Source organism: Actinomyces procaprae (assembly GCF_004798665.1).
Classification (GTDB): domain Bacteria; phylum Actinomycetota; class Actinomycetes; order Actinomycetales; family Actinomycetaceae; genus Actinomyces; species Actinomyces procaprae.
Genome location: NZ_CP039292.1, coordinates 2,979,170 through 3,003,841 on the forward strand (window position 1 = coordinate 2,979,170; position 24,672 = coordinate 3,003,841).

The following is a 24,672-nucleotide window of genomic DNA, read 5'->3' on the forward strand; positions in this document are numbered from 1 at the left end:
CGGCATGGAAGCTGCCGCGGCCCCGCCCAACAAGCGTTCAGTCCTGCTGGGCGGCGGCCACCAGGGCCGCAGCCGCGTCGTAGGCGGCACGCACCTGCGGTTGCGGCTCGGCGGTCAGGTGCTCGACCGGGCCGAGTTCCCATGCGGGCGGCTCCTCACCGCCGGCAAGCACCCAGGCGGCCTGCTTGGCGGCGCCGTTGGCGACATACTCGCCGGGCTCGGGCACCTCCACCGGAACGCCGAGCACGGCGGGGGCGAGCTCACGGGCGCAGGCCCACTTCACTCCCCCGCCCACGAGCGTGACGGCGTCGACCTCGACCCCCTGGCCGCGCACGGCGTCGACGCACGCCCCCATAAGGCACAGCAGTCCCTCGACGGCGGCGCGCGCGTAGTTCGCAGGGGTCAGTGAAGCCAGCGTCATGCCGGTGAGCATGCCCGTGGCCTCGGGCAGGTTCGGGGTGCGCTCACCCTCCAGGTAGGGCACGTGCACCAGCCCGGCGGCACCGGGCTCGGCAGACAGTGCGAGCCGGTCGAACTCGTCGTAGGAGATTCCCAGCACCTGCTTGGCGGCGTCCAGAATGCGCGCGGCGTTGAGCGTGCAGGCCAGCGGCAGGAAGGCGCCAGTGGCGTCGGCGAAGCCCGTGACCAGCCCTGAGGGGTCGTGTGTGGGAGTGGCGGAGACGGCGGCGACCACGCCGGAGGTGCCCAGGGAGACGCTGGTGGCGCCCGGCCGCAGGCCCAGTCCGAGGGCGGCGCCGGCGTTGTCGCCGCAGCCGGGACCGAGCACCAGATGGGTCAGGTCCCGCGCCTTCCCTGTCGGAGTGGTGAAGGCGCCGCCGCGGGCGGCCTCCTCGTGTGGGCCGACGACGCGGGGCAATACGATGTCGGCGACCTCGGCCTCGCGGCGGTGCAGGGCGAGCGCGAGCAGGTCGCGGCGGTAGCTGTTGGCCACGGAGTCGAAGTAGCCCGTGCCGGAGGCGTCGGAGCGGTCGGTGACGAGGGTGTCCAGCGAGGCGGCGCCGGACAGCTTCCAGGTGAGCCAGTCGTGCGGCAGGCAGATGGCCGCGATGCGGGCGGCATTCTCGGGCTCGTGGTCGGCCAGCCACCGCAGCTTGGTGATGGTCAGGGAGGCCACGAGCACCGAGCCGACGGCGTCGGCCCAGGCCTTGGCCCCGGCGGCTTCGTCGCCGTCGCCGAGCTCGCGGATCAGATCGCGGGCGGCGCCGGCGCTGCGGGTGTCGTTCCACAGCAGGGCGGGGCGGATGACCTCACCGTCGGCATCGAGCACCACCATTCCGTGCTGCTGCCCGCCAACGCTCAGGGCGGCGACGTCATCGAGCCCGCCGACGGCGTCGATCACTTCGTTGAGTGCGGTCCACCAGTGATCGGGGTGGACTTCGGAACCGTCCGGATGGGAGGCCTTGGCCTCACGCACGAGGGCGCCGGTGGCGGCGTCGCGGACGACGAGCTTGCAGGACTGCGTCGAGGAGTCGACGCCGGCGACGAGGGCCATAAGAGTTCCTTCCACGTTGAAGGCGGTTGGATTTCGAGGGGACGAACTAAAGCGTAGTCGTGTAGTCGTATGTTGAAGCGGGACGTTGTCGAGGCGAAGGGTCGCCTTCCTCGCGGGGGCCGACGGGCGATGGGGCGGCACCGCCTTGGCGCCACCCCATCGCCACTCCGGTTCAACCGATGAGGTGCTGGACGGCCTTCTCGTAGAGGTTGACGTAGTGGTAGTCGCGGGCGGCGGCCGCCTCGGCGTCGAAGTCCTCGTAGGCGGAGCGGTCGGCGAGCAGGTCGGCGATCGTCTCCCCCTCGGCGAGGGTCGGCTCGGCCAGCTCGTAGATGCCGGAGAGCTTGAGCGCCTCCTGCACCTCCGGGTCGGCGCGGAAGGCACGGGCCTTCTCCGCCAGCTGGATGTACATCTCCATGTTGGCGGCCGCGGACTCCCACACACCCTCAATGCCGTCGGTGCGCGAGGGCTTGTAGTCAAAGTGGATCGGCCCGTCGTAGCGCGGGCCGCCGCTGGGGAAGCCGTTGACCAGCAGGTCGACGGTGAAGAAGGCGCTGAGCAGGTCGCCGTGGCCGAAGACCAGGTCCTGGTCGTACTTCAGGCCCTTCTGACCATTGAGGTCGATGTGGAAGAGCTTGCCGGCGTTCAGCGCCTGTGCCAGGGCGTGGGTGTAGTTCAGACCCGCCATCTGCTCGTGGCCGACCTCGGGGTTCAGACCGACGATGTCGCCGTTGTCCAGCTCGGCGATCAGGGCCAGGGCGTGGCCGACGGTGGGCAGGAAGATGTCACCGCGGGGCTCGTTCGGCTTGGGCTCCAGGCCGATGCGCAGGTTATAGCCCTGGTCCTTGATGTACTGCGCGACGGTGTCCAGACCCTCCTTGTAGCGGTCGAAGACGGCACCCAGGTCCTTGGAGGAGTCGTACTCGGCGCCCTCGCGCCCGCCCCACATGACGAAGGTGGTGGCGCCCAACTCGGCGGCCAGGTCCACGTTGCGCAGGATCTTGCGCAGCCCGAAGCGGCGGATGGAGCGGTCGTTGTTGGTCAGACCACCGTCCTTGAAGATCGGGTGGGTGAAGGTGTTGGTGGTGACCATCTCGATGGTCAGGCCCGTGGCGTCCACCGTGTCCTTGAGCTTGCCGACGATCTTCGCGCGCTCGGCATCGGTGGCGTCGAAGGGGAAGACATCGTTGTCGTGGAAGGTGATGCCCCAGGCGCCGAGCTCGGCGAGCTTCTCGGCGTACTCCCAGGGCTTCAAGGCGGTGCGGGTGGTGTCGCCGAAGGGGTCGGCGGCCAGCCAGCCGACGGTCCACAGACCGAATGAGAACTTGTCTTCCTTGGTGGGCTTACGAACCATGGTTCCTCCTCGAGCCGGATTTTGTTCGCTCACGCAACTATGCCACGGGTGTGCGGTATGGTCAAGGCGTGTCTCAAGCTCGCACGACGTCAGCGTCGCCGTCCCTCGCCCCCCGTACCCAGGCATCCGCAGCCACTGTCTCCGCACGGCAGTCCAGCCTGCGGACGGCAAACCTGGCCCTGTTGGCCGGGCACGTCTTCGCCGCCCCCAAGCCGGTATCGCGCGCCGACGTCGCCGCCATGACCGGCATGACCCGCTCAACCGCCTCGCGGTTGGCCGACGACCTGGTGGCGGTCGGCATCCTGACCGAGCTGGACCCCTCCCCGGCCTCCGGGCCCGGCCGTCCGGCAGTGCCACTGGCCCCGGCGCGGGGCACCTTCGTGGCTATCGGCCTGGAGGTGAACGTGTCGCGGATGGCGGTACGCGCGATTGACCTGTCCGGCCAGGTGCTGGCGGAGCGGGTAGTGCTGGATGACTTTGAGGCCTCCGATCCCGCGGAGGTCCTGCCCCGGCTGGCAAGGCTGACCCGCGATGTGCTGAGTCTCGACGCCGTACGGCGGGCCCGCAAGGTGGGCGCCGCCATCGCCCTCCCCGGCTTGGTCTCGCACGAGACGCTGCTGCGCGCCCCCAACCTGGGATGGGAGCGGATCGATCCGCGCCCATTCCTGACCGACGTCCTCCAGCCGGACGGCCTGGTGCTGCGCCTGGGCAACGAGGCCAACTTCGGCGCCCTGACCGCGGGACGCGACCGACCCGCGGCGCTGCATTCATCACCCTCCTTCATCTACCTCTCCGGTGAGAACGGCATCGGGGCGGGAATCGTCCGCGATGGCCAGGTGACGCTCGGGGTTTCGGGCTTCGCCGGGGAGATCGGGCACATCCAGGTGGATCCCACCGGCCCGCTGTGCACCTGCGGCAACCGCGGCTGCGTAGAGCGCTACGCCGGGCGCCGCCTGATCCTTGCGGCCGCCGACTTGGACGACGCCGCGGGTCCGGAACAGCTGGTCACGGCCTGGCAGTCGCATGACCCGGCCGCACGTCAGGCCGTCACCCGGGCGGCCCAGGCACTCGGCGTCGGGCTCAGCGCCGCCGTGAATATCTTGGATATCCCGACGATCATCCTGGGCGGGCACCTCGCGCCACTGGCCGACATCCTGCGTCCCGAGTTGGAGGCGGAGCTTCGCCAGCGGGTGCTGTCTTCTCGCTGGTCGGTGCCCGAGGTGATCACCACCTCGCAGGATCAGACGCCGGCGGTCACCGGCGCGGCCTGGTCCCTGCTCGAGGAGGTCGTCGCCGACCCCGGTCGCCTGGATGTGAGGCGCTGCTCTCCACGCACCACACACCCCCTGGTGCCCGTGCGCCACGAACACGCGTTCACGCCTCGAACACGAGTTTTAGAGGTATGCATGCGCCCAGCGCCCGCAAACCTCCAAAACTCGTGTACTTGAGGCGAAAGCGTGTTTCAGACGGCCGTTCGTCAGCGCTGCACCCGGGCGCCGCCCCCGGCGGCGAGGCGCAGAACCTCGGCCTTGGTGGCCATGCTCGTATCGCCGGGCGTGGTCATCGCCAGGGCGCCGTGAGCCGCGCCGTACTCGACGGCGGTGGCCAGGTCGCCGGTGTCGATGAGCCCGTAGATCAGCCCGGAGGCGAAGGAGTCGCCGCCGCCGACGCGGTCGAGGATCTCCAGCCCCGGCCGCTGGGTGGAGCGCACGAAACCGTCCTGCCGCGACCAGGCGATCGCCGACCAGTCGTTGACCGTGGCGGTACGCACCTGGCGCAGGGTAGTGGCGGCGACCTTGAAGTTGTCGAAGTCGGCAGTGACCCGCTCGATCATGCGCTCGAAGGCGGTGGTGTCCAGCTTGGACAGGCCTGCGTCCACGCCCTCCACCTCGTAACCGAGGGAGGCGGTGAAGTCCTCCTCGTTACCGATCATGACGTCCACCAGCCGCGCCAGGCGCCGATTGACCTCCTGGGCCCGCTCAATGCCACCGATCCCCTTCCACAGGGAGGGCCGGTAGTTCAGGTCGTAGGAGACGATCGTGCCGTGGCGGCGGGCGGCACTCATGGCGGCCTGGGCGACCTCGGCCGCCGACTCGGACAGAGCGGCGAAAATGCCGCCGGTGTGCAGCCAGCGCACCCCGAGGGTGCCGAACAGGTACTCGAAGTCGACGTCGTCGGCCCGCAGTTGGGCGATGGCGGTGTTCCCGCGGTCGGACACGCCGACGGCGCCCCGCACCCCGAAGCCGCGCTCGGTGAAGTTCAACCCGTTGCGGACGGTACGGCCGATGCCGTCGTACGGCGCCCAGGTGATCATGGGGTCGACGCCGCCGGCCAGGATCATGCCCTCGATCAGGTGGCCGACCTCGTTGTCCGCGAGCGCGGTGACCACGCCGGCGCGCAGACCGAAGCAGCGGGACAGGCCGCGGGCGACGTTGTACTCGCCGCCGCCCTCCCACGCCTCGAAGCGTCGGGCGGTGCGCACCCGCCCCTCGCCCGGATCCAGGCGCAGCATCACCTCGCCCAGGGAGACGACGTCGTAGCGGCACTCCTCGGCGGGGCGCAGGGTCACCGGCCCGGTAGCAGTGGTTTCGCTGACGGTGCTCATCGGCCGCACTCCTTCGCGATGGCAATGGCCTGGGCGGACAGGCGGGTGATCTGCTCCCAGTCGCCCGCGGAGACCAGGTCCTTCTTCACCATCCAGGAGCCGCCGCAGGCGCGGATCACGTCGACAGACAGGTAGTCGGCCAGGTTGTCGGCGTTGACGCCGCCGGTGGGCACGAAGCCCAAGCCGGGGAACGCGGCGGAAAGCGCCTTGATTACGGGCACGCCGCCGTTGACCGAGGCCGGGAAGAACTTGACGGTATTGATGCCGAGTTCGAGGGCGGCCATGATCCAGGAGGCGTCCGAGCAGGCGGGCAGCGAGAGGACCCCGGCGTCCTGGGTGGCGCGCACGACGTCGGCGCTGAAGCCCGGCGACACGATGTACTTCGCGCCGGCGGCGACTGCGGCTTCGACCTGCGCGGTGTTGATGACGGTGCCGGCCCCGACGGTGAGGTCCTCGACCTCCTGCATGGCGCGGATGGCGTCGGCGCCCGCGGCGGTGCGGAAGGTTACCTCCGCCGTGGTGATGCCACCGGCGACCAGCGCCTTGCCGACGTTCACGCCGTCCTCGGCGGAGTCGACGACGACGACCGGCACCACCGGGTTGGCGGCCAGCAGCGCGGCGAGCGGCGACTGGGCGGCGGTATCGTCTCGGGCGGGTGTTTCAATCGTTCCTGTCATTACGTCTACCTCTCTGCACCCGCTGATCCGTAGGCGCGTGGTTGCGATTGGCTCTGGCACGGAACTCATGCCGGTTTCAGGTTGCTACTCTTGCCACCAGATCGACCGACCTCGGCATGTAACTTCTACCGACCTCGGCATGTAACTTCTACCGACCTCGGCGGTTATTTCGACCGACCTCGAGGATTGGAGGCGGGGCGGGACTTGAGTTTGGCGGTGGCCTCATACAGGCCGTTGATGTAGGTGGCTCCCAGGGCGCGGTCGTACAGCGGGTAGCCGGGGCGGCCGGTTTCGCCCCAGATCATGCGGCCGTGGTCGGGGCGCATGTAGACGTCGGAGCAGGTGTCGTGGATGGCCTCGACGATGGCGGCCATGTCCAGGCTGCCGTCGGCGGACAGGTGCTGCGCCTCTTGGAAGTGCTTGGGGCCCAGGTGCTTGACATTGCGCACGTGGGCGGCGGCGATGCGGCCGCGCTCACCGAATTCGCGGAAGATCGCGGGCACGTCGTTGTCCGGGTTGGAGCCGAGGGACCCGGAGCACACGCACAGGGAGTTGGCCGGGGAGTCGACCAGGCCCACGATGGCGTCCAGATCGTCCCGGTTCTTGCACACGCGCGGCAGGCCGAACAGGTCCCAGGCGGGGTCATCGGGGTGGACCGCCAGGCGGATGCCGACCCTTTCACAGGTGGGGATGACGCCCTGAAGGAAGTAGCGGTAGTGCTCGCGCATTCGGGCGTGGTCGATGCCCGCGTACAGGGCGAGCACCTCCTCCAGCCGGCCCAGCCGCTCGGGCTCCCAACCGGGCAGGGTCAGACCGCCGGAGGCGCGCTCGGTCATGGCGACGATCTCGCGCGGTCCCATGCCCTCGACGTCGGCGTGGTTGTAGTACAGGCAGGTGGAGCCGTCCTCGTTGCGGTGGTACAACTCGGTGCGCAACCAGTCGAACACCGGCATGAAGTTGTAAATGACCACCTTGATGCCGAACGCCGCCAGGTTCTCCAAGGTCTGGCAGTAGTTGGCGATGTAGGCGTCACGGCTGGGCAGTCCCAGCTTGATGTCCTCGTGGACATTGACGGACTCGATCACCTCACACTCGAGGCCCTGGGCATGTACCCGATCCACCAGGGCGCCGATGTCCTCCCGGCTCCAGACCTCGCCCGCGGCGTACTGGTCCAACACCCCCATGATGCCGGTCATGCCGGGTATCTGGCGCACATGCTCCAGGGGGATCGGGTCGTAGGCCTCCCCATACCAGCGGAAGGTCATCTTCATGGCAGCATCTCCTCCTCGATGGTGGTGCGCACGGCGCCGGGGCCGACGAGTAGTCGCGCCAGCAGTGTCTCGATCTTGGCGGCCAGCGGGGTGGTATACAGGTCCAGGGCGAACAGGGTCGGGTCGGACAGGATGGGTAGCAGTGCGGCGTGGATGGCCGCGGCGTCGGCGCTCCCGCCCAGGCGCAGGTCGGCCACGTGGGCGTGCAGCTCCCCATAGCGCGGATCGGAGGACGGCGTGAAGGGCGCACCGTCGTCGGCAATGCCCGTCAGATAGCGGCACCACAGGGCGATCACCAGCGGGATGGCCGTCAGGCCGCCCAGGTCCAGGCCGCGTTCGCGGTAGCGCAGCAGGGTCTGTCCGAAGCGGATCGGCAGCTTCTGCGAGGTGTCCATGGCGATGCGGGCCGGGTCGTCGGGCAGGTAGGGGTTGGTGAAGCGGGTGCCCAGGACCTCGGTGAGGAAATCCGCGGGGGCGACGACGCCGGGATCGGAGACCACCGGCAGGCCCTCGTCCCAGCCCAGGCGGCTGACCAGCGCTTCCAGAGCCGGGTCGCGCATCTCCGCATCAATCGTGGGCATCCGCAGAAGGCAGCCGGCGACGGCGAGAGCCGTGTGCAGCGGGTTGAGGCAGGTGGCGACCTTCATGTTCTCGAACTCGTCGCACACCTCGCGTGCGACCACGTGCGCGCCGGCCTGCTCGAAGGGCGGGCGGTCGGCGGCGAAGGCGTCCTCGATGATCAGGTACTCGGTGGGTTCGGCGTTGACGAAGCCGGCCATCGCGGTGCGTCCACGGGTGGCCAGCGCCATGTCGGTGAAGCCGAGCCGGGCCAGGTCGTCACTGACGGCCGGGCTGGGTCGCGGAGTGATCTTGTCGATGACGGTGATGGGGAAGGCAACGCGGGTCGGGTCGGCCAGCCAGGCGAGGAAACTCTCCGACGCGGAGCCCGCCTCGACCCAGCCGCGGGCGACGACGGCGATCGCCTCGCGCAGCCGGTCGCCGTTGTGGCTGAAGTTGTCGCAGCTCATCAGGGTGATGGGGGCGCCGCCCGCCTCGTAGCGGGTCAGCAGAAGGGCCGCGAGCAGCGCCATGGCGTGGGACTGGTAACCGTGGGGATCGATGGCGACGGCGTCGGCGAGCTCTGGCAGGAGTCGGCCGGCGCCGTCGTGAACGGCGTAGCCCTTCTCGGTGATGGTCAGGGAGACGAGCGTGACCTCTGGATCGGCGGCGAGTGCGAACAGACGGGCGAGGTCGCCCTCGCGGCGGGTGACCAGGGCCTCGCACACCCCGGCGATGGCGCGCAGATCGCGACCGCCGTCGGGGTTGAGCGTGACGCCGAGGGTGAGTAGGTCGTGGGCGCCGAGCCGGGCGTTGAAGCCGGCCGGGTCGGTGGTGACGACGGCGGTAATGGGCCAGTGGTGTCCGGCGGCGATGAGGTCGTCGGCGATACGGGCCAGGAAGACGCGGAAGATATTGCCGGCGCCCAGGTGGAGCCAGCGCGGACGGCGTCTCCCCGCGGCCTGCATGGCGGCGACGTCGAAGCCGGGCGTGACGACACCCGCGCACCGGAACGCGTCCCGATCCTGCAGACCCTCTATGGTCAGTTTCATGGGCGGATCGGCTCCTTTGCTGCGGACGCTGCTGAAAGCAGATTCTCTCCCGGACGGCAGCGACACCCCCAGTTGCCACGAGTTGTCAAAGACCACCCGACCGCCGTGAAGCCCTCCGGAGCCCGGGAGGCGTGCTACCGCCCCTCTGCTACGAGATTTGTGCTCTGCTGTGCGCCTATTTGCCGCACACCAGGGCGCAAGAGCTCGAAACAGATGGCAAGAGCGCGCAGTAGGCGCTGGAGCAGGAAGTGCGTTCGAGCACGGACGCCGTCGGCTGCGCATTCGTCCTCTGCTTCAAGTGGCAACAAACGGCAACTCGTCGGCGGATCAGGGACTAAGTTGTGGGATGGCAATGTAGTTCACCACACACGCTCCCGCAGAATCCACGCTCCACGACGGCGCGGTGGAGCAGGCCTCTGCGGGCGACAGACAAGGGAGCCCGCATGCTGTCCGTACGCAATTCCGCCTCGCGCACAGTCGTGTCCCTCGACGGGGTGTGGCGCTTCCAGCTCGACCCGGAGGACCATGGTCAGGCCGAGTGCTGGTTCGCCACACCCCTGCCCGCACCGCGCCCCATGCCGGTGCCCGCCTCCTACAACGACATCACCATCGCCCCCGAGGTCCACGACCACGTGGGTCCTGCATGGTACGAGCGCGAGGCCGTCGCCCCGCACAATCTGGGCGAGGACCGACTGGTTCTACGTTTCGGCTCTGTCACCCATGACGCGCGCGTGTGGGTCGACGGCGTCGAGGTTGCCCAGCACACGGGCGGTTACCTTCCTTTCGAGGCCGACATCACCGACTATGTGACGGCTGGGCGCGACTTCCGCATCACCGTGCGCGTGGACAACCGACTGTCCTGGCAGTCCATCCCCGTGGGCTTCCTCACGGAGGACGCCCAGGGACGCACCGTGCAGCGTTACTTCCACGACTTCTTCAACTACGCGGGCATCCACCGCTCGGTCGTGCTTTATACCCGGCCGCGGATCGCCGTCACCGACGTCACCATCGTCACCGACTACGCCACCGGCCCCGAGGGCACCGCCGGACGCGTCACCTACACCGTTGAGGCGGAGGGCGCCGAGCACATCCACGTCGTCGTCAAGGACGCCGCCGGTGCGGAGGTCGCCCATGCCGAAGGCGCCGCCGGGACGCTCACCATCGACAACGTCAACCTATGGCAGCCCGGTTCCGGCTACCTGTACACGCTGGAGGTGCACGCCCGCGGCTCCGCGGACGGCGGCGCGGGTGAGGACGTCTACCCGCAGCGCTTCGGCGTGCGCACCGTGACGGTGCGCGACTCGCAGTTCCTCATCAACGGGGAGCCGTTCTACTTCCGCGGCTACGGCCGCCACGAGGACAACCTGGTCCGGGGCAAGGGGCACGATCCCGCGCTCATGGTCCATGACTTCGAGCTGATGGAGTGGCAGGGCGCGAACTCCTTCCGCACCTCCCACTATCCCTACGCCGAGGAGGTCATGGACTACGCCGATGAACGCGGCTTCGTGGTGATCGACGAAACGGCGGCGGTCGGACTTAACACGGCCATCATCGGCGGCTTCTTCGGGGGCGATCCGATTCCCTTGTTCAGCGAGGACCACGTGAACGCACATACGCAGGCGGCTCACGCCGACCACATCCGCGAGTTGATGGCCCGGGACAAGAATCACCCGTGCGTAGTGCTGTGGTCGCTGGCCAACGAGCCGGAGAGCAACACCGAGGCCTCATTGCGATACTTCGAGCCTCTGGCCGCCGCGGCCCGGGAAGCGGACCCGACCCGACCGGTCGGCTATGTCAATGTGATGATGGGACATCCCGCCCAGGAGCGGGTGGTTGACCTGTTCGACGTAGTCATGCTCAACCGTTACTACGGCTGGTACGTGAACAACGGCGACCTGCCGGCCGCCGAGGCGGGACTGCGAGCGGAGATCGACGCCTGGATCGAGCGGGCACCGGGCAAGCCGATCCTGTTCACCGAGTATGGGGCCGACACGCTGTCCGGCATGCGGGATCTGCTGCGCCGCCCGTGGTCCGAGGAGTTTCAGGTGGACCTGCTGGCCATGTACCACCGCGTCTTCGACGCCTACCCGCAGATCGTGGGTGAGCAGATGTGGAATTTCGCCGACTTCCAGACCGGGACCGGCACCACTCGAGTCGGCGGCAACAAGAAGGGCATGTTCTCCCGGTCACGCGAGCCCAAGCAGAATGCCTTCGTGGTGCGAGACCGTTGGCTGGGCAAGCGGCGCAGCCACGAGTGTTGACCCGCTCACTCGCTTCGGACGCCCGGCCGCGACAACGCAGCACCGCCCGCCACTCGGAAAAGAGCACGATTGCCAGCCACAGTCTCGGATGACGACACCACCGCCTTAGCCGACGTCGACAATGCCTCGACGCGTCCACAGGGCGCAGAGGAGCGCGGGCGCGACAAGCCCATCACGATCTACGACATCGCCGCCGCGGCCGGGGTTGCGCCATCGACCGTGTCCCGCGCGCTGACCCGCCCCGGCCGGGTGTCCACCGAGACCGCCGACCGCATCCATGCCGTCGCCGAACAGTTGGGCTACAAGCGCACTCGGCCCCGCCGTCCCGCCGACTCCGCGGAGGAAACCTATGTGATCGCGCTGGCGATCGCCGACGTCGGCAACCCCTTCTTCAGCCGGGTCATGATCGGCCTGCAGGAGTCGGCGCGCACCAACGGGTACACGGTGCTGCTGGTCGATTCCCGGGAGAACGCCGCCGAGGAGAGGGCCGCCATCGGGAAGGTACTGCACCTCATCGACGGGATCGTCCTGGCCTCCTCCCGCATGAGCAACTCGGCGATCCAACAGTTCAACCGGGCCGTGCCCGTGGTGTCGCTGAACCGGCAGGTTCCCGGCGTCACCTCGATCCTGTCGGACTCCGTACAGGGGATGCGCGCCGTCGTCGAGCACCTGGCCGCCCACGGGCACCGCGAACTGACCTACCTGGCGGGGCCGCCGGACTCATGGTCCAACGGCACTCGCTGGGAGGGGCTGACCCGCGCCTGCCATGCCCTCGGCCTGCGCCCGCGCCGGATCGGGCCCTTCTCCCCCACCATCGGCGGTGGACTGCACGCCTTGGAGACGTGGGGCCGCCACCCGACCAGTGCCGTTGTCGGCTACAACGACCTCCTGGCGATCGGCTTCATGAAAGCGGCGGTCGCTCGCGGCCTGCGCGTGCCCGAGGATGTATCGATCATCGGCGTGGACAACGTGGACCTGTCCGCCCTGACCAACCCGGGGCTCACCTCCCTGGCGGCCGGGTCGCGGCGGCTGGGCATGCGGGCGGCGACGGCGATCGTCGGGCACCTGCGCCACCGGTCCCAGCCGCAGCCGGCGGTCACCATGCTGGAGATGTCCCTGCAGGAGCGGGAAAGCGTCGGGCCGGCGCCCGTGGCGCCACCCGTCCTGCCGCCCATCACCTAAGCGCGGCCTCCCCCGCCCGACGACGGCGCCCCGTTGCGGGAGCAGCCCGTAACCGACATCGTCGTCGACCGCCATGCCCCAGTATCAGCACCAGTTACCAAGGAGACCACCGTGTCCGCCCCAGTCCAGCCACTGGCCCTTAACCCCGACCGGCTGCTGCCCGCCGACCCGGCCACCCGCGCGGTGGCCCGCGAACTCCTGGCGGAGGTGGCCGACACGCCGATCATCTCCCCGCACGGGCACGTCCCACCCGAGTGGCTGGCCCAGGACGTCTCCTTCGCCGACCCCACCAGCCTGTTGCTCACTCCGGACCACTACACCAACCGTTTGCTGCACTCCCTGGGCGGGGTGGAACTGGAGCAACTGGGTGTCCCGGTGGGCAGTGAGCTGAGCGCGCAGCAGTCTCGGGCGGCGTTCCGGCTGCTGTGCGAGCACTGGCACCTGCTGGCCGGTACCCCGGTACAGACCTGGTTCACCGAGGTCTTCCACGACGTCTTCGGGGTGCGGGTGCGGCCATCGGCAGCGACCGCGGACGCCATTTATGACCAGATCGATGCCGCCCTGCACACGCCGCAGTTCACGGCCCGCGCCCTGTACGAGCGCTTCAACATCGCCGTGCTGGCGACGACGGACGATCCCTGCTCGGACTTGGCCGCCCACCGCGCCCTGGCCGCCGACTCGGATTGGAACGGCCGGGTGATCCCGACGTTCCGCCCCGACGCCTACCTGGAGCCGGCCCGGCCCGGCTGGCGGGAGTTGACCAAGGCGCTGGGGCGGGCCGCCGACCAGGACGTCTCCACCTACGCGGGCCACGTGGAGGCGATGCGGCGCCGACGGGCCTTCTTCAAGGCCTGCGGCGCGGTCTCCTCCGACCACTCGCATGCGGATGCGGGCACACAGCGGCTGGAGGACGCGGAGGCGGAGGTGCTGTACGCGCGCGCCCTGGCGGGACGGATCGACTCCGCCGACGCCGCCCGGCTGCGTCGCCACATGGTGAACGACCAGGCCCGGCTGGCGGTGGACGACGGGTTGGTGATGACGCTGCACCCGGCCGTGTATCGCAACCACGACTCCGGGGCGCTGGCCCGGTACGGTGCTGACGTGGGCGGGGACATCCCCACGGCGGTGGAGTTCACGCGTGCCCTGCAGCCGCTGCTGGACGCCTACGGCAACGCCGACGGCTTCCACCTGATCCCCTTCACCATGGATGAGACGGTCTACTCCCGGGAACTGGCGCCGCTGGCCGGATGGTACCGGGCCGTGTACGTGGGGGTGCCGTGGTGGTTCATCGACGAGCCCGACGCGATCATCCGCTTTCGGGAGGCGACGACGGGCTCGGCGACCTTCTACAAGACCTCCGGCTTCATCGACGACACCCGGGCCTTCTGCTCGATCCCTGCCCGGCACGGCATTGCACGGCGCTGCGACGCCGGTTTCCTGGCGCGGCTGGTGGTCGAGCACCGGCTCGGCCTGGATGAGGCGGCGGCCGTGGCCCGCGACCTGGTCGACGCGATCCCCCGCCGCGCCTTCAAGCTCGACTGAGGCGACCGTCCCGGTCACAGCGCCAGGGCTCCGCCCTCCCGCTGGAACACCGGAATGTACTCCTGCGGGGCGTCCGTCTCAATGGTGACGCCACCTTCGAATGTGAGCCCTGAGTGGATCTCCGTCCACCGGGCTCCGGCCGGCAGATACACCGGCCTGCTGGTGACGCCGGGCTCCGTCACCGGCGCCACCAGCAGATCCGACCCCAGGAGGAATTCGTCCTCAACGTCCCAGGCGGCGGGGTCCCGTGGGAAGTCCAGGAACAGCGTCCGCATCGCGGGCATGCCGGTGGCCGACGCCTCCGCCATGACCTCGGCGATGTAGGGGCGCAGCCGTTCACGCAGCTCCATGTGGGTCCGAGCGATCTCCAGGCAGCGCTCCCCATAACTCCACACCTCATTCGGACCGCCGCTGATGGGCGAGCCCAGTTCGCCACGCGGCTCGCGGTGCCCGTGGAGCCGGAACAGGGGACAGAAGGTGCCGTAGGCGAACCAGCGGGCGTACAGCTCACGGTAGGCCTCGTCGTCGGGGTCTCCGCCGTGGAAGCCGCCAATGTCGGTGGTCCACCAGGGGATGCCGGAGATGCCGATGCTCAGACCGGCCCGCACCTGGGTGGCCAGAGACTCCCAGGTCGGCGGGATGTCACCGGACCACACCGCCGCACCGTACTTGGCCTGGCCCGCCCAAGCCGAGCGGCACAGCAGCACGGTGTCGCCTCCCCCGGAGGCGTGGTGGCCCTCGTGGAACAGGCGGGCATTGTCCCGCGGGTAGATATTGGCGACGGCGGCCCCGGGGCCGGCATGGAAGGACAGGTTCTTCGGGTGCCCGGGATTGAGTTCAGGCTCGCAGGCGTCCAGCCACCACACCCGTACGCCGACGTCGAAGTAGTTCCGCTTCACCGTCTCCCAGACGAACCGCCTGGTGCGCGGATTGGTGGGATCGTAGAAGGCCACCGGCAGGGAACGGGGCATCTGCTTGTCGTGGATGTCTTGATGGAACTCCACGCCCTGATCACTGCCGACCAGCAGGCCGCGGCTGCTCATCTCCTCATAGTTCTCCGATAGCGGTGAGACGGTGGGCCAGATCGACACCATCAGCTTGACGCCGAGCTCATCCAGCTCCCGCATCATGGCGGCCGGGTCGGGATACTCCGCCGGGTCGAAGCGGTAATCACCCATGGCGGTCCAGTGGAAGAAGTCGGTGACGATCACCGACAGCGGCAGTCCGCGACGCCGATACTCGCGCGCCACCTGAAGGATCTCCTCCTGACTGCGGTAACGGAGCTTGCACTGCCAGAAGCCGGAGGCCCAGTCGGGCAGTTGCGGGGCGTGCCCGACGGCGTCGGCGTAGTGGGAGACGATCTGCGCCGGACTGTCCCCCGCGGTCACCCAGTAATCCAGGGCGGGGGCGGCATCGGCGACCCAGCGGGTGCCGTTCTCCGCGAACTCGACCCGGCCGACGGCGGGGTTGTTCCACAGGAATCCGTAGCCGCGGCTGGACAGGTAGAAGGGGATGTTCACCTCGGTGTTGCGCTGAACGAGGTCCAGTACCAGCCCCTTGTGGTCCAGGCGGCCGTGCTGGTGCTGGCCCAGGCCGTAGATGCGCTCGCCCGCATAGGCCTTGAAACGCTGGTGGATCTCATACAGTCCCGACCGCTGCCCGTAGAAGACGTGCGCGCCCGGCCACCAGAAGTGCTCGCGGTCCTCGGCCAGCAGCTCAGAGCCGTCGTCGGTCCGGTGGAAGCTCAGCATCACCGCGGGCTTGCCGTCGCCGGAGTCGAGCCGGGCCCGAACCGTGATCTCGCCCGCCACCAAGGTGACCACGTCCCCCTCGCGGCTCACCCGGCAGCCGGGGGCTGCCGGTGGGAGCGCGTCCAGGGCGCCGACGTCGTCGGTGGGGATGCGGTGCTGCGCGGCGCGTACCCGCACCGAGTCGCGCCCCCATTGTTCGACGCGAAGCACCTCATGCTCGTGACGCACTTCGAAGCCGTTGTCGATTGGCGAATAGTCCAGCATTTCTTTCTCCTAATGTCATTGAAAAGGGGGGTCTTGAATGAAATGAGTGGTTCGGCTCAGGCCTTGACGGCACCACCGGTGGCGCCCGCCGCAATGTATTTCTGCGCCGCCACCAGCAGCACGGCGGCGGGCACGGAGGCCATGGTCGCCGTCGCCATCACCGAGCCCCAGTCGGCCACGTATCCGCCGATGAACAGGTATATCCCCAGGGTCACCGGACGTGCGGCCGAGTTCGAGTTCAGTGTGAGGGCGAACAGGAAGTCGCTCCAGGCGAACAGGAAGCTGAACAGCGCGGCGGTGATCATGGCATTCCGGCTCAGCGGCAGGACGATCCAGACGAAGGTGCGCAGCCGTCCCGCGCCGTCGACCCGGGCGGCCTCCAGCAGGGACATGGGGATGGCCCGCATGAATGCCTGAATGATCAGGATGGAGAAGGGTACGCCCAGAGCCGAGTCGGCCAGGATGAGGCCGACGGTCGTGTTGAGTATCCCCAGGTCGTTGTATGCCGAGTAAAGGGCGTTGGCGATCACGATGCCCGGGATCATTTGGCTGAGCAGCAGGGCGAACATGACCGCCGCCGCCCCGCGCACCCGGTACAGGCTCAGGGCGTAGGCCGCCGGGGTGGCAACCGTCAGGCAGACCAGGACGGCACCCACGGCCACCACCAGGCTGGTGAGCAGGTTCGCCCCTTGGGTGGAGAAGGCGGCCCGGTAGCCGTCCAGACCGGGATGGATGGGCAGCCAGTCGAGATCGGCGGTGGAGACTCCGGGTTGGAAGGAGGCGTTGACCATCCAGTAGACCGGAAACAGCATGAACGCCAGGAAGAGGCAGCCCAATACCGTATAGACCCAGGACCTGCGGGGCTGTTTGTGAGACATGGCCTCAGTCCTCCACTCCGGAACGGGTCATCCGCAGATAGGCCAAGGCGAACACCAGGGAGATGAGCACCAGGATGTTGCCGAGCGCCGCGCCCTGACCGAACTCGAAGTTCGCAAAGGAGAGCCGGTAGGACTGGGTGGCCAGGGTCTCGGTGGCGCCGGAGGGACCGCCCTCGGTCAGCCCCAGGATGATGTCGAGTACTTTGAGGGTGTAGACCACCCCGAGTATCAGCACCACGGAGACCACCGGCCGCAGCAGGGGCCAGGTGATGTTCCTGAAGGCCTTCCATCCGGTGGCGCCGTCCAGGGCGGCGGCCTCGTAAAGCTCGTCGGGAATGTCCTGCAGCCCGGAGTACAGGATGGTCATGTTGAAGGGGATGCCCAGCCAGATGTTGACCATGACGACGGCGACCAGGGCAACCTCGGTGCTGGTAAGCCACGGAATGTTCTCGACGCCGGCGAGCCCGAGGAGCTGGTTGACGACGCCGGAGTCCTTGTCCAGCATCCACTTCCAGATGGCGCTGGACACGATCATGGGCAGCAGCCATGGCAGCAGCATGAGTGAGCGCATGACCCCGTTGAGCGGGAAGTGCTTCTTGAAGAAGACCGCCAGGGCCAGGCCGATGGTGAACTGCCCGGTGATGGAGCCGACCGTGAACAGCACCGTGTTGATCAGCGCGGTTGAGAACACGGAGGACTTCACAACCGCCGCGTAGTTGGCCAGGCCCACGAATGGAGCCTCGCCGGTGTAGAAGGTGCGGGTGGTGTAGTCCTGCACACTCATCATCAGGTTCTTGACGATCGGATAGCCGAAGTACAGCAGCAGGAACGCGATCGCGGGTGCCAGGAAGGCCCAGCGGAAGGCCTCCTCGCGCCGACGCATCTGCCGGCGCGCCGGGCCTGGGCGCGGTTCAGTCATCATCGTCTCCTTCTGGGTGGGTTGCGGTCAGTCGAGCCGACGCGGCGGCCGGAAGCGGGGCCACACCCCGGCCGCCGCCGCCCTCAAGAGACGAAGTCCGCCTTGGCGGTCTGGAGGGCCTGCAATGGGGCGGCCTTGCCGGTCAGGGCGGACTGCATGGCGTTGTACAGGGCCTCCGCCGTCTTGGGCCAGGCCTCACCGAGCTTGGCGGTGCGGGAGCGCCCGTTGTTGACGGCGGTGACCAGGGGCTCCATGTCCGGCAGCTCGGCGAGGTAGTCGGCGTCGGCCTCCTCGCGCGTGGGGATGGTGAAACGGGTGGTGTTGAGTTCCAGGATCGACTCCTTGCCCAGCAGCACCGCGAGCAGCTCGGCGGCCTTCTTCTGACGCGCCTCGTCGCCGGTGGCCGGCACCGTCCACAGCTCACCGCCGAGGGGAGACACGGCGGTGTCTCCGGCCTTGGGCACCGGCATCTCGGCCACGCCCCAGTTGATGCCGGAGTCGTTGAAGGTGTTGGTCATCCACGGGCCGTTGACGATCATCGCCGCCTTGCCGGAGGTGAACTGCTCACCCAGATCGCCCTGGCCCCAGTTGACGACGGACTGGGAGGCCGAGCCATCGTTCACCAGGCCCACCAGCAGCTGGAGAGCGCTGGCCGCCTCCGGGGTGGCAATATCGGTCTCGTCCGCGCCCGCGGACCAGAAGAAGGGCAGGAACTGCCAGGAGCCCTCGTAGGAGGCCTTGGCGCAGAAGGCGACCCCGTATGCACCGTCCTTGGTCAGGGTCTTGGCGGTGGACTTCAGCTCGTCCCAGGTGGTGGGCACCGCGACACCGGCGGCGTCCAACAGGTCCTTGTTGTAGTACAGGCCGAGGGTGTTGGCACACGGACCCATGCCGTAGAGCTCGCCGTCGTAGGTGCCCGCGCCGACGAATCCGTCGATGAAGCCGTCGGCGGTGATGCCGAAGGTGCTCAGGGGCGCCAACGCCCCGGTGGCGGCGATCTGCTGGAGGTCGGGATTGTCCAGCATGAGCAGGTCGGGCAGAGTGCGTGAGGAGCTCATCTGCAAAACCTTCTGAATCAGGCCGGTGCCGGAGACGGCCTCGCGCTCAATGGTGACACCGACCTGCTCCGCGGCGGCCTCGAGTGCCTTCTGGAAGATCTGGTTGTCCGGCTCATCGGCGTAGTAGTCGAGCACCTTTAGGGAGGTGACCTCTCCGCCCTTGCCGGTCGCGCCGCCCCGGCCGCAGGCGGCAAGCGGAAGCGCTGCGGCGGCCAGCGCGGCGCCCTGAAGGACACGGCGACGGTTAACGGTACGGCTCCCAGCGGGGTGCGACCCCGCGGCGTTCCGGGTGTTGATGAACATGTCGACTCCGTTCCCCGGGGCGACGATGAACCTATCGATACGTATGCGCAAACGTATGCGTACCGGTAAGATTCGCTGTGTGTCGCCCTGCGGTGTTGTGAGAAAGACCTGACGAAGCGTCTTCGCTCCGCCTCGGGCGAGAAATGTATCATCGTGAACCCAACCTGGCAAGCGCGTGTGCGAGCACGACCTGCCCGTCGGCCCCAACCGAGAGTGCCCACCATGCAGTCCTCACCCACAAGTCGTGACGTCGCGCTGGCCGCGGGAGTCTCCCAGTCCACGGTCTCCTATGTATTGAGCGGCAAGCGGTTCGTCTCGCCGGATACGCGTGCGCGCGTGCGCGAGGCAATGGACGAGCTCGGGTATCGCCCGCATGCGAGCGCCAGGGCGCTGAAGAGCAGTCAGAGCAGAATCCTGGGCCTGCTGGTGCCCTACCACGAGCGCATAGACGCCCCGGGCCAGTACCGCTACATCGTCTCCCTGGCCGCCGCATGCCGACGTCGCGGCTACGACCTGCTGGTCATCAGCGGCGAGGAGGACGTGGAGGGCATGCGCCGTCTGGTCGGCTCGGCACTGTGCGACGGCATCCTAGTAATGGATGTGCTCGACACCGATGCTCGCGTGGCGGCCGCACACGATCTGCGCATCCCCTCGGTCTTCATCGGGCTGAGCCATGACGCGCAGTCCGTGGTCGCCACGGACACGGACTTCGAGGCCATCGGGGCGGGCTGCGCACAAAGGATTCACGACGCCGGACACACCCACGCCGTCGTGGTCACTCCGGCCTCCGAGCACGTCCGCCCCATGGGCTTCATCCGCCGCTTCACCGATGCCTTGGAGTCACGGGCCGCCGATCTGGGGCTGGCCCTGGAACCACTCGCCGTGGCGAGAGGCTTCTCCCCCACACACCAGGCCCTGCGGGGCCACCTCGGCCGGGCCCACGGCGCAGACGCGTTCATAACCACGCCGGCCACATCGATAGACGACGTAATCAATGCTCTAATCGTGGAGGGCCTCACGCCCGGAGTCGACGTCTCGGTGATCGGGGCCGGAGGCTCGGGGGACTCCTCCCACACCGGCATCGATTACACCTACTACGACTCCGACGTGCCCAAAGTAACCGCCACCGCCGTCGACCTACTGGTCGATCAGTTGGAGGGAGCACTCCCCCTGAAGGGCAGGGACCCCGAACTCATCACCCCGCTCTTTCACGAGGGTGTCTCTCTGCTGCGGGCACCGAAGTGAATAGTGTGAGGCCGTCCCGGTTAGGCCACCACGAAGCCCGCCGTTCGGTTCAGTAGGCGGCCACGATCCCTGGCGGATACTCCACCACGGCCGCATCCCCGTCAGCCTGCACGCAGGTCCCGCCGGCCTCCAGCCGCCACGGCCCGCGAGCACCGTCGGCCCGCGCCGTAATTGCGCCGCCGCGGCAGGCGACTCGGAAGGCGACCGCCGCATACCCGTCGTGCGCAGGCACCACCACCTCCCGCTCATCACCGTCCGCCAGGCCGAAGCAGCGCAACGTCAGGTCCGCCGCCCAGTCCTCCTCCGGCCTCTCCACCCGTGCCGTCACGGGCAGCACGCTCCCCTGCCGCACGTACAGCGGCAGGGTGTCCAGGCCGTGCCGCTCGCGCACCCACCGCGGCCCAGCCACCGTCGTCCCATCCCACCAGGAGGTCCAGGTGCCTTCGGGCAGGTAGACCTCCACCTCGCCGTCGGCGTCCATCACGGGCGCCACCAGTAGGGCCTCCCCGAGCATGTACTGGGTGTCGACGTCCCGGGCCCCGGGGTCGTCGGGGAATTCCAGGAACATGGGCCGCATCATCGGCACCCCCGAGGCGTGCGCCTGCTCCGCCAGCCGGTACAGGTAGGGCATGAGCGACAGCCGCAGGCGGATGAACCGGCCGGCCACCTCGACCGCCTCGGCGTCGAAGGCCCAGGGCACGCGCACCGAGTTCGAGCCGTGCAGCCGGGCATGCGAGGACAGCAGGCCGAAGGCCAGCCAGCGCTTGAACACGCCCGGGTCGGGGGTGCCCTCGAAACCGCCGATGTCGTGGCTCCAATAGGCGAAGCCGGACGCGCACAGGGACAAGCCGCCGCGCAGCGTCTCCCCCATGGAGGCGTAGGTGGACTCGTTGTCGCCGCCCCAGTGCACGGGGAACTGCTGTCCACCCGCCGTGGCCGATCGGGCGAACAGGACCGCCTCCCCCTGGCCGCGCTGCTCGCGCAGCAGCTCGAAGACGGTGCGGTTGTAAAGGTGGGTGTAGTAGTTGTGCATCTTCTCCGCATCCGAGCCGTCGTGCCAGGCGATGCCGGTCACTGGGATCCGCTCCCCGAAGTCGGTCTTGAAGCAGTCCACGCCCATGTCCAGCAGCGCCTGGAGCTTCCCGCGGTACCAGGCGACGGCGTCGGGGTTGGTGAAGTCGACCAGGGCCATGCCCGCCTGCCACAGATCGGTCTGCCACACGTCGCCGGAGGTGGTGCGCACCAGGTAGCCGCGGGCGGCGCCCTCATCGAACAATGCCGAGCGCTGGGCGATATAGGGGTTGATCCACACGCATACGCGCAGGCCGCGGGCCTTGATGCGTTCCAGCATGCCGGCCGGGTCGGGGAAGGTGGCCGGGTCCCACACGAAGTCGCACCAGTGAAAGCCACGCATCCAGAAGGTGTCGAAGTGGAACACGCTCAACGGCAGACCGCGCTGCTCCATGCCGTCGATGAATGACATGACGGTCTGTTCGTCGTAGTCGGTGGTGAAGGAGGTGGTCAGCCACAGTCCGAAGGACCAGGTGGGCACCATCGGGGCGCGGCCGGTCAGCGCCGTGTAGCGCCGGAGCACCTCCTTCGGCGTGGGACCGTCAATCACGTAGTAGGTCAGCCGCTCGCCCTCCACGGAAAACTGCACGCGGGTGGTGACCTCGCTGCCGACCTCGAAGGACACCCCGCCGGCCTCGGCGACGAAGACGCCGTAACCGGCGCTGGTGAGGTAGAAGGGGATGTTCTTGTAGGCCTGCTCGGAGGCGGTGCCGCCGTCCTCGTTCCAGATGTCCACGCTCTGGCCGTTCTTGGTGAAGGCGCCGAAGCGCTCCCCCAGCCCGTAGACCCGCTCCCCCGGGCGCAGGGAGAGCTGTTCGCGCATGTAGGCGGTCCCGTCCGGCCCGACGACGTGGGCGACGGCGCGCGGCAGGCTCGCCGTGAGCGGGCGTCCGGCGGAGCTGAAGGCAGCCGTCCAGTCCTCCCCCTCCCGCAGGGTCACGGCCAGCGCGCCGGCCCGCAGGGTGACGCCGCCCGCCACCTGCTCGACCTCGCCCTGATAGTCCTCCGTAGCGGCTACCGCGAAATGCGGCCCGCGGTCGCGCACGCCGCGGTGGTTGACCAGCTCCACCTTGATGACGCCGTCGGCGACGGCGGTGAAGGTCGCCGACAGCAGCGCCACGTTCAAGGTGTCGCCACGGGTGGACACCGGGCGGACCGGGGCGTACGCGTGAACAGTGCTGCCGGTGTCGCCGCAGTGAGCGGAGCCGACGGACAGGTCGAGCAGGCCGCGGGCCTTTTCCACGGTGTAACCGGGACGGTCGAGCCAATAGCCGTTGGAGAACTTCATGGCGGGTTCCTTTACTTGACCGCGCCGGCGGTGACGCCGCGGGTCAGGGTGCGCTGGAAGAAGAGGAAGAACAGGAAGGTCGGAACAAGCGAGACGAGGGCGCCGGCGTTGAGTGTGGGCACATCGAGCATGCGGTCCCCCTGCAGGCTGGAAAGCGCAATCGGCACGGTCTGGTTGTCATTGCTGGTGAGCATCACCAGCGGAATGAAGAACTCATTCCACGTCCAGATGAAGAAGAAGATCGCGAGCACGCTCATGGTGGGGCGGACGATCGGGTAGACCACCCGCCACAGGATCTGCCAGCGGCCGGCGCCGTCGAGCTCGGCCGCCTCCAGCAGGGCGCGTGGGAAGGTGCCCAGCACGGAGGAGAGCAGGTAGGTGCCGAAGGCCGACTGGATGACGGTGAAGATGATGACGATCGACCACGGGTTGTCGGTGAGCCCGACCCGCTGCGCCATGGTGAACAGGGGGTAGATCAGCCCCTCCTGCGGCAGCATGTTGGCGATCATGAACACGGCCACGATCCAGGCGCGCCCCCGCACCCGGCCCACGCCGATGGCGTAGGCGTTCAGCAGGGACAGCAGCGTGCCGGCGACCGCCACCACCGCCGAGGTCCAGATGGAGTTCCACAGCTTGACGGGGAAGTTGACCCGCTGCCAGAAGTAGGCCAGGCCGTCGGTGTAGATCTGCTTGGGCAGGGACAGCGGGCTGCCGCCGGAGTAGTCGGCCGGAGATTTGAAGGCGTTGATGACCATCAGCAGGAACGGCGCCACCATGGCCAGCGCGAACAGGCCGACGACGGCGAGCACGATCCAGCGTCCGACACCCCGATGGAAGCGGTCCTTCCTGCGAGTGGCCGTGCCCGGTTTCGGCGCCGGGGCGCGTTTGGTTGCGCCCGCCGCACGAGTGGCCACAGATGCTGAGCTGAGGACGGTGTCGGACATGTCAGCGTCCCTCCTCCTCGCGCCGGGCGCTGCGGTTCTGGAAGACCTGGATGACGCCGGCGATGACGATAATGACGATTGTGAGCACGGTTGAGATGGCGGCGCCGTAGCCGACCTTCGACTTGTCGAAGAAGTTCAGGTAGGAGTAGTAGCTCGGCACCAGGGTGGAGCTCTCCGGACCGCCACGGGTGAGCACGTAAATGGGCGCGAACACCTTCAGCGCCGCGATGGTGCAGGTGAGCACGATCACGAAGGTCTCCGGCCGGATCTGCGGCACGGTGATGGCGCGGAAGCGCGCGAACCAGCCCGCGCCGTCGAGCTCGGCCGCCTCGTACAACTCCGGGTCCACCCGCTGCAGGGCGGACATGAAGATGACGGTCGGGTAGCCGATCTGGATCCAGATGAGCACGAACATGACCGAGCCCAACGCCGTCGAGGTGGAACCCAGCCAGTTGGGCGGGTCGGTGACACCCAGGCCGCGCAGAATCGTGTTGACCGCACCCGTCTGGGAGTTGAGGATCCAGTTCCACACGATGCCGGCCACGGAGATCGGCAGGATCTGCGGCAGGTAGTACATGGCGCGCAGCGTCGCGGCGGTACGAGAGCCGAAGTGCTTGCCGATGTAGTCGAACAGGACGGCAGCCAGCACCAGCCCGATGAGCGTCGGGATGATGACCATGGCCACGATCATCGACAACGAGTTGCGGAAGGACGCCCAGAACTTCGCGTCATCCAGCAGTTGGGCATAATTGTCCAGCCCGATGAACCGCATCGGCGACATGCCGCCCTTCCAGCTGTTGAGCGAGTACCAGACGTTCAGGGCGAGCGGCACCAGAATGATGATGGTGAAGCAGACCGCTCCCGGAATGAGGTAGGGCAGGTAGGCCAGACTCCGCGATCTGCGGCGCGAGGGCCGTTCGGTTCGGGCGTGCACGG

18 protein-coding genes are annotated in these 24,672 nt (G+C 68.4%); 5 read left to right on the top strand and 13 right to left on the bottom strand.

The window, feature by feature from the left end; translation table 11 throughout:
* Positions 1-37: 37 nt before the first annotated feature.
* Positions 38-1,513, bottom strand: a complete 1,476-nt coding sequence (locus tag E4J16_RS12195; RefSeq protein ID WP_136192600.1) for a xylulokinase — start codon at positions 1,511-1,513, stop codon at positions 38-40.
* A 172-nt stretch (positions 1,514-1,685) separates the two neighbouring features.
* Positions 1,686-2,867: a xylose isomerase gene (gene xylA / locus E4J16_RS12200; protein WP_136192601.1), complete on the bottom strand. Its 1,182-nt coding sequence runs from the start codon at positions 2,865-2,867 to the stop codon at positions 1,686-1,688.
* A gap of 68 nt (positions 2,868-2,935) precedes the next feature.
* Between xylA and E4J16_RS12205 the strand changes: the two genes are divergently transcribed.
* Positions 2,936-4,315, top strand: a complete 1,380-nt coding sequence (locus tag E4J16_RS12205; RefSeq protein ID WP_240038139.1) for an ROK family protein — start codon at positions 2,936-2,938, stop codon at positions 4,313-4,315.
* Positions 4,316-4,344: 29 nt separating this feature from the next.
* Here E4J16_RS12205 and E4J16_RS12210 read toward each other — a convergent pair whose 3' ends face one another.
* From E4J16_RS12210 to E4J16_RS12225, 4 genes are all read right to left on the bottom strand, one after another.
* Positions 4,345-5,472 (bottom strand): sugar kinase, encoded by a 1,128-nt coding sequence (locus tag E4J16_RS12210; RefSeq protein ID WP_136314132.1) that lies wholly within the window; start codon positions 5,470-5,472, stop codon positions 4,345-4,347.
* On the bottom strand, positions 5,469-6,149 hold the full coding sequence (gene eda / locus E4J16_RS12215) for a bifunctional 4-hydroxy-2-oxoglutarate aldolase/2-dehydro-3-deoxy-phosphogluconate aldolase (protein WP_136314133.1): 681 nt from the start codon (positions 6,147-6,149) through the stop codon (positions 5,469-5,471). Before eda ends, E4J16_RS12210 begins: the two co-directional genes overlap by 4 nt.
* A gap of 164 nt (positions 6,150-6,313) precedes the next feature.
* Positions 6,314-7,420 carry a mannonate dehydratase gene (gene uxuA, locus E4J16_RS12220; RefSeq protein WP_136192605.1) on the bottom strand — a complete coding sequence of 369 codons (1,107 nt, stop codon included), beginning with the start codon at positions 7,418-7,420 and terminating at the stop codon, positions 6,314-6,316.
* Complete coding sequence (locus E4J16_RS12225; RefSeq protein WP_136314134.1) at positions 7,417-9,030, bottom strand: mannitol dehydrogenase family protein; 1,614 nt, start codon at positions 9,028-9,030, stop codon at positions 7,417-7,419. Before E4J16_RS12225 ends, uxuA begins: the two co-directional genes overlap by 4 nt.
* Before the next feature lie 443 nt (positions 9,031-9,473).
* Here E4J16_RS12225 and uidA point away from each other — a divergent pair, with 443 nt between their 5' ends.
* The 3 genes from uidA to uxaC all read left to right on the top strand — a co-directional run bounded on the left by uidA (position 9,474) and on the right by uxaC (position 14,015).
* Positions 9,474-11,291, top strand: coding sequence for a beta-glucuronidase (gene uidA, locus E4J16_RS12230; RefSeq protein WP_136314135.1), 1,818 nt, complete (start codon positions 9,474-9,476; stop codon positions 11,289-11,291).
* A 69-nt stretch (positions 11,292-11,360) separates the two neighbouring features.
* Positions 11,361-12,473 (top strand): LacI family DNA-binding transcriptional regulator, encoded by a 1,113-nt coding sequence (locus E4J16_RS12235; RefSeq protein WP_136314136.1) that lies wholly within the window; start codon positions 11,361-11,363, stop codon positions 12,471-12,473.
* Between the two features lie 111 nt (positions 12,474-12,584).
* Entirely contained in the window at positions 12,585-14,015 is a 1,431-nt protein-coding gene (uxaC, locus tag E4J16_RS12240) for a glucuronate isomerase (RefSeq protein ID WP_136314137.1), read from the top strand.
* A 14-nt stretch (positions 14,016-14,029) separates the two neighbouring features.
* Here uxaC and E4J16_RS12245 read toward each other — a convergent pair whose 3' ends face one another.
* The 4 genes from E4J16_RS12245 to E4J16_RS12260 all read right to left on the bottom strand — a co-directional run bounded on the left by E4J16_RS12245 (position 14,030) and on the right by E4J16_RS12260 (position 19,188).
* On the bottom strand, positions 14,030-16,030 hold the full coding sequence (locus E4J16_RS12245; RefSeq protein WP_136314138.1) for a glycoside hydrolase family 31 protein: 2,001 nt from the start codon (positions 16,028-16,030) through the stop codon (positions 14,030-14,032).
* Positions 16,031-16,086: 56 nt separating this feature from the next.
* Positions 16,087-16,908, bottom strand: a complete 822-nt coding sequence (locus E4J16_RS12250; RefSeq protein ID WP_136314139.1) for a carbohydrate ABC transporter permease — start codon at positions 16,906-16,908, stop codon at positions 16,087-16,089.
* Between the two features lie 4 nt (positions 16,909-16,912).
* A complete protein-coding gene (locus E4J16_RS12255) occupies positions 16,913-17,830 on the bottom strand; it encodes a carbohydrate ABC transporter permease (protein ID WP_204519845.1) in 918 nt (305 codons plus the stop codon).
* An 80-nt stretch (positions 17,831-17,910) separates the two neighbouring features.
* A complete protein-coding gene (locus E4J16_RS12260; RefSeq protein ID WP_136314140.1) occupies positions 17,911-19,188 on the bottom strand; it encodes a sugar ABC transporter substrate-binding protein in 1,278 nt (425 codons plus the stop codon).
* A 222-nt stretch (positions 19,189-19,410) separates the two neighbouring features.
* Here E4J16_RS12260 and E4J16_RS12265 point away from each other — a divergent pair, with 222 nt between their 5' ends.
* Positions 19,411-20,433 carry a LacI family DNA-binding transcriptional regulator gene (locus E4J16_RS12265; protein WP_136314141.1) on the top strand — a complete coding sequence of 341 codons (1,023 nt, stop codon included), beginning with the start codon at positions 19,411-19,413 and terminating at the stop codon, positions 20,431-20,433.
* A gap of 49 nt (positions 20,434-20,482) precedes the next feature.
* On the opposite strand, the gene yicI is transcribed toward E4J16_RS12265, so the two are convergent.
* Genes yicI through E4J16_RS12280 form a run of 3 tightly spaced genes read right to left on the bottom strand, consistent with a single transcriptional unit; the run spans position 20,483 to position 24,670 of the window.
* Positions 20,483-22,792: an alpha-xylosidase gene (yicI, locus tag E4J16_RS12270; RefSeq protein ID WP_136314142.1), complete on the bottom strand. Its 2,310-nt coding sequence runs from the start codon at positions 22,790-22,792 to the stop codon at positions 20,483-20,485.
* Between the two features lie 11 nt (positions 22,793-22,803).
* Complete coding sequence (locus tag E4J16_RS12275; protein WP_136314143.1) at positions 22,804-23,736, bottom strand: carbohydrate ABC transporter permease; 933 nt, start codon at positions 23,734-23,736, stop codon at positions 22,804-22,806.
* A gap of 1 nt (position 23,737) precedes the next feature.
* A complete protein-coding gene (locus E4J16_RS12280) occupies positions 23,738-24,670 on the bottom strand; it encodes a carbohydrate ABC transporter permease (protein WP_240038140.1) in 933 nt (310 codons plus the stop codon).
* Positions 24,671-24,672: the final 2 nt, after the last annotated feature.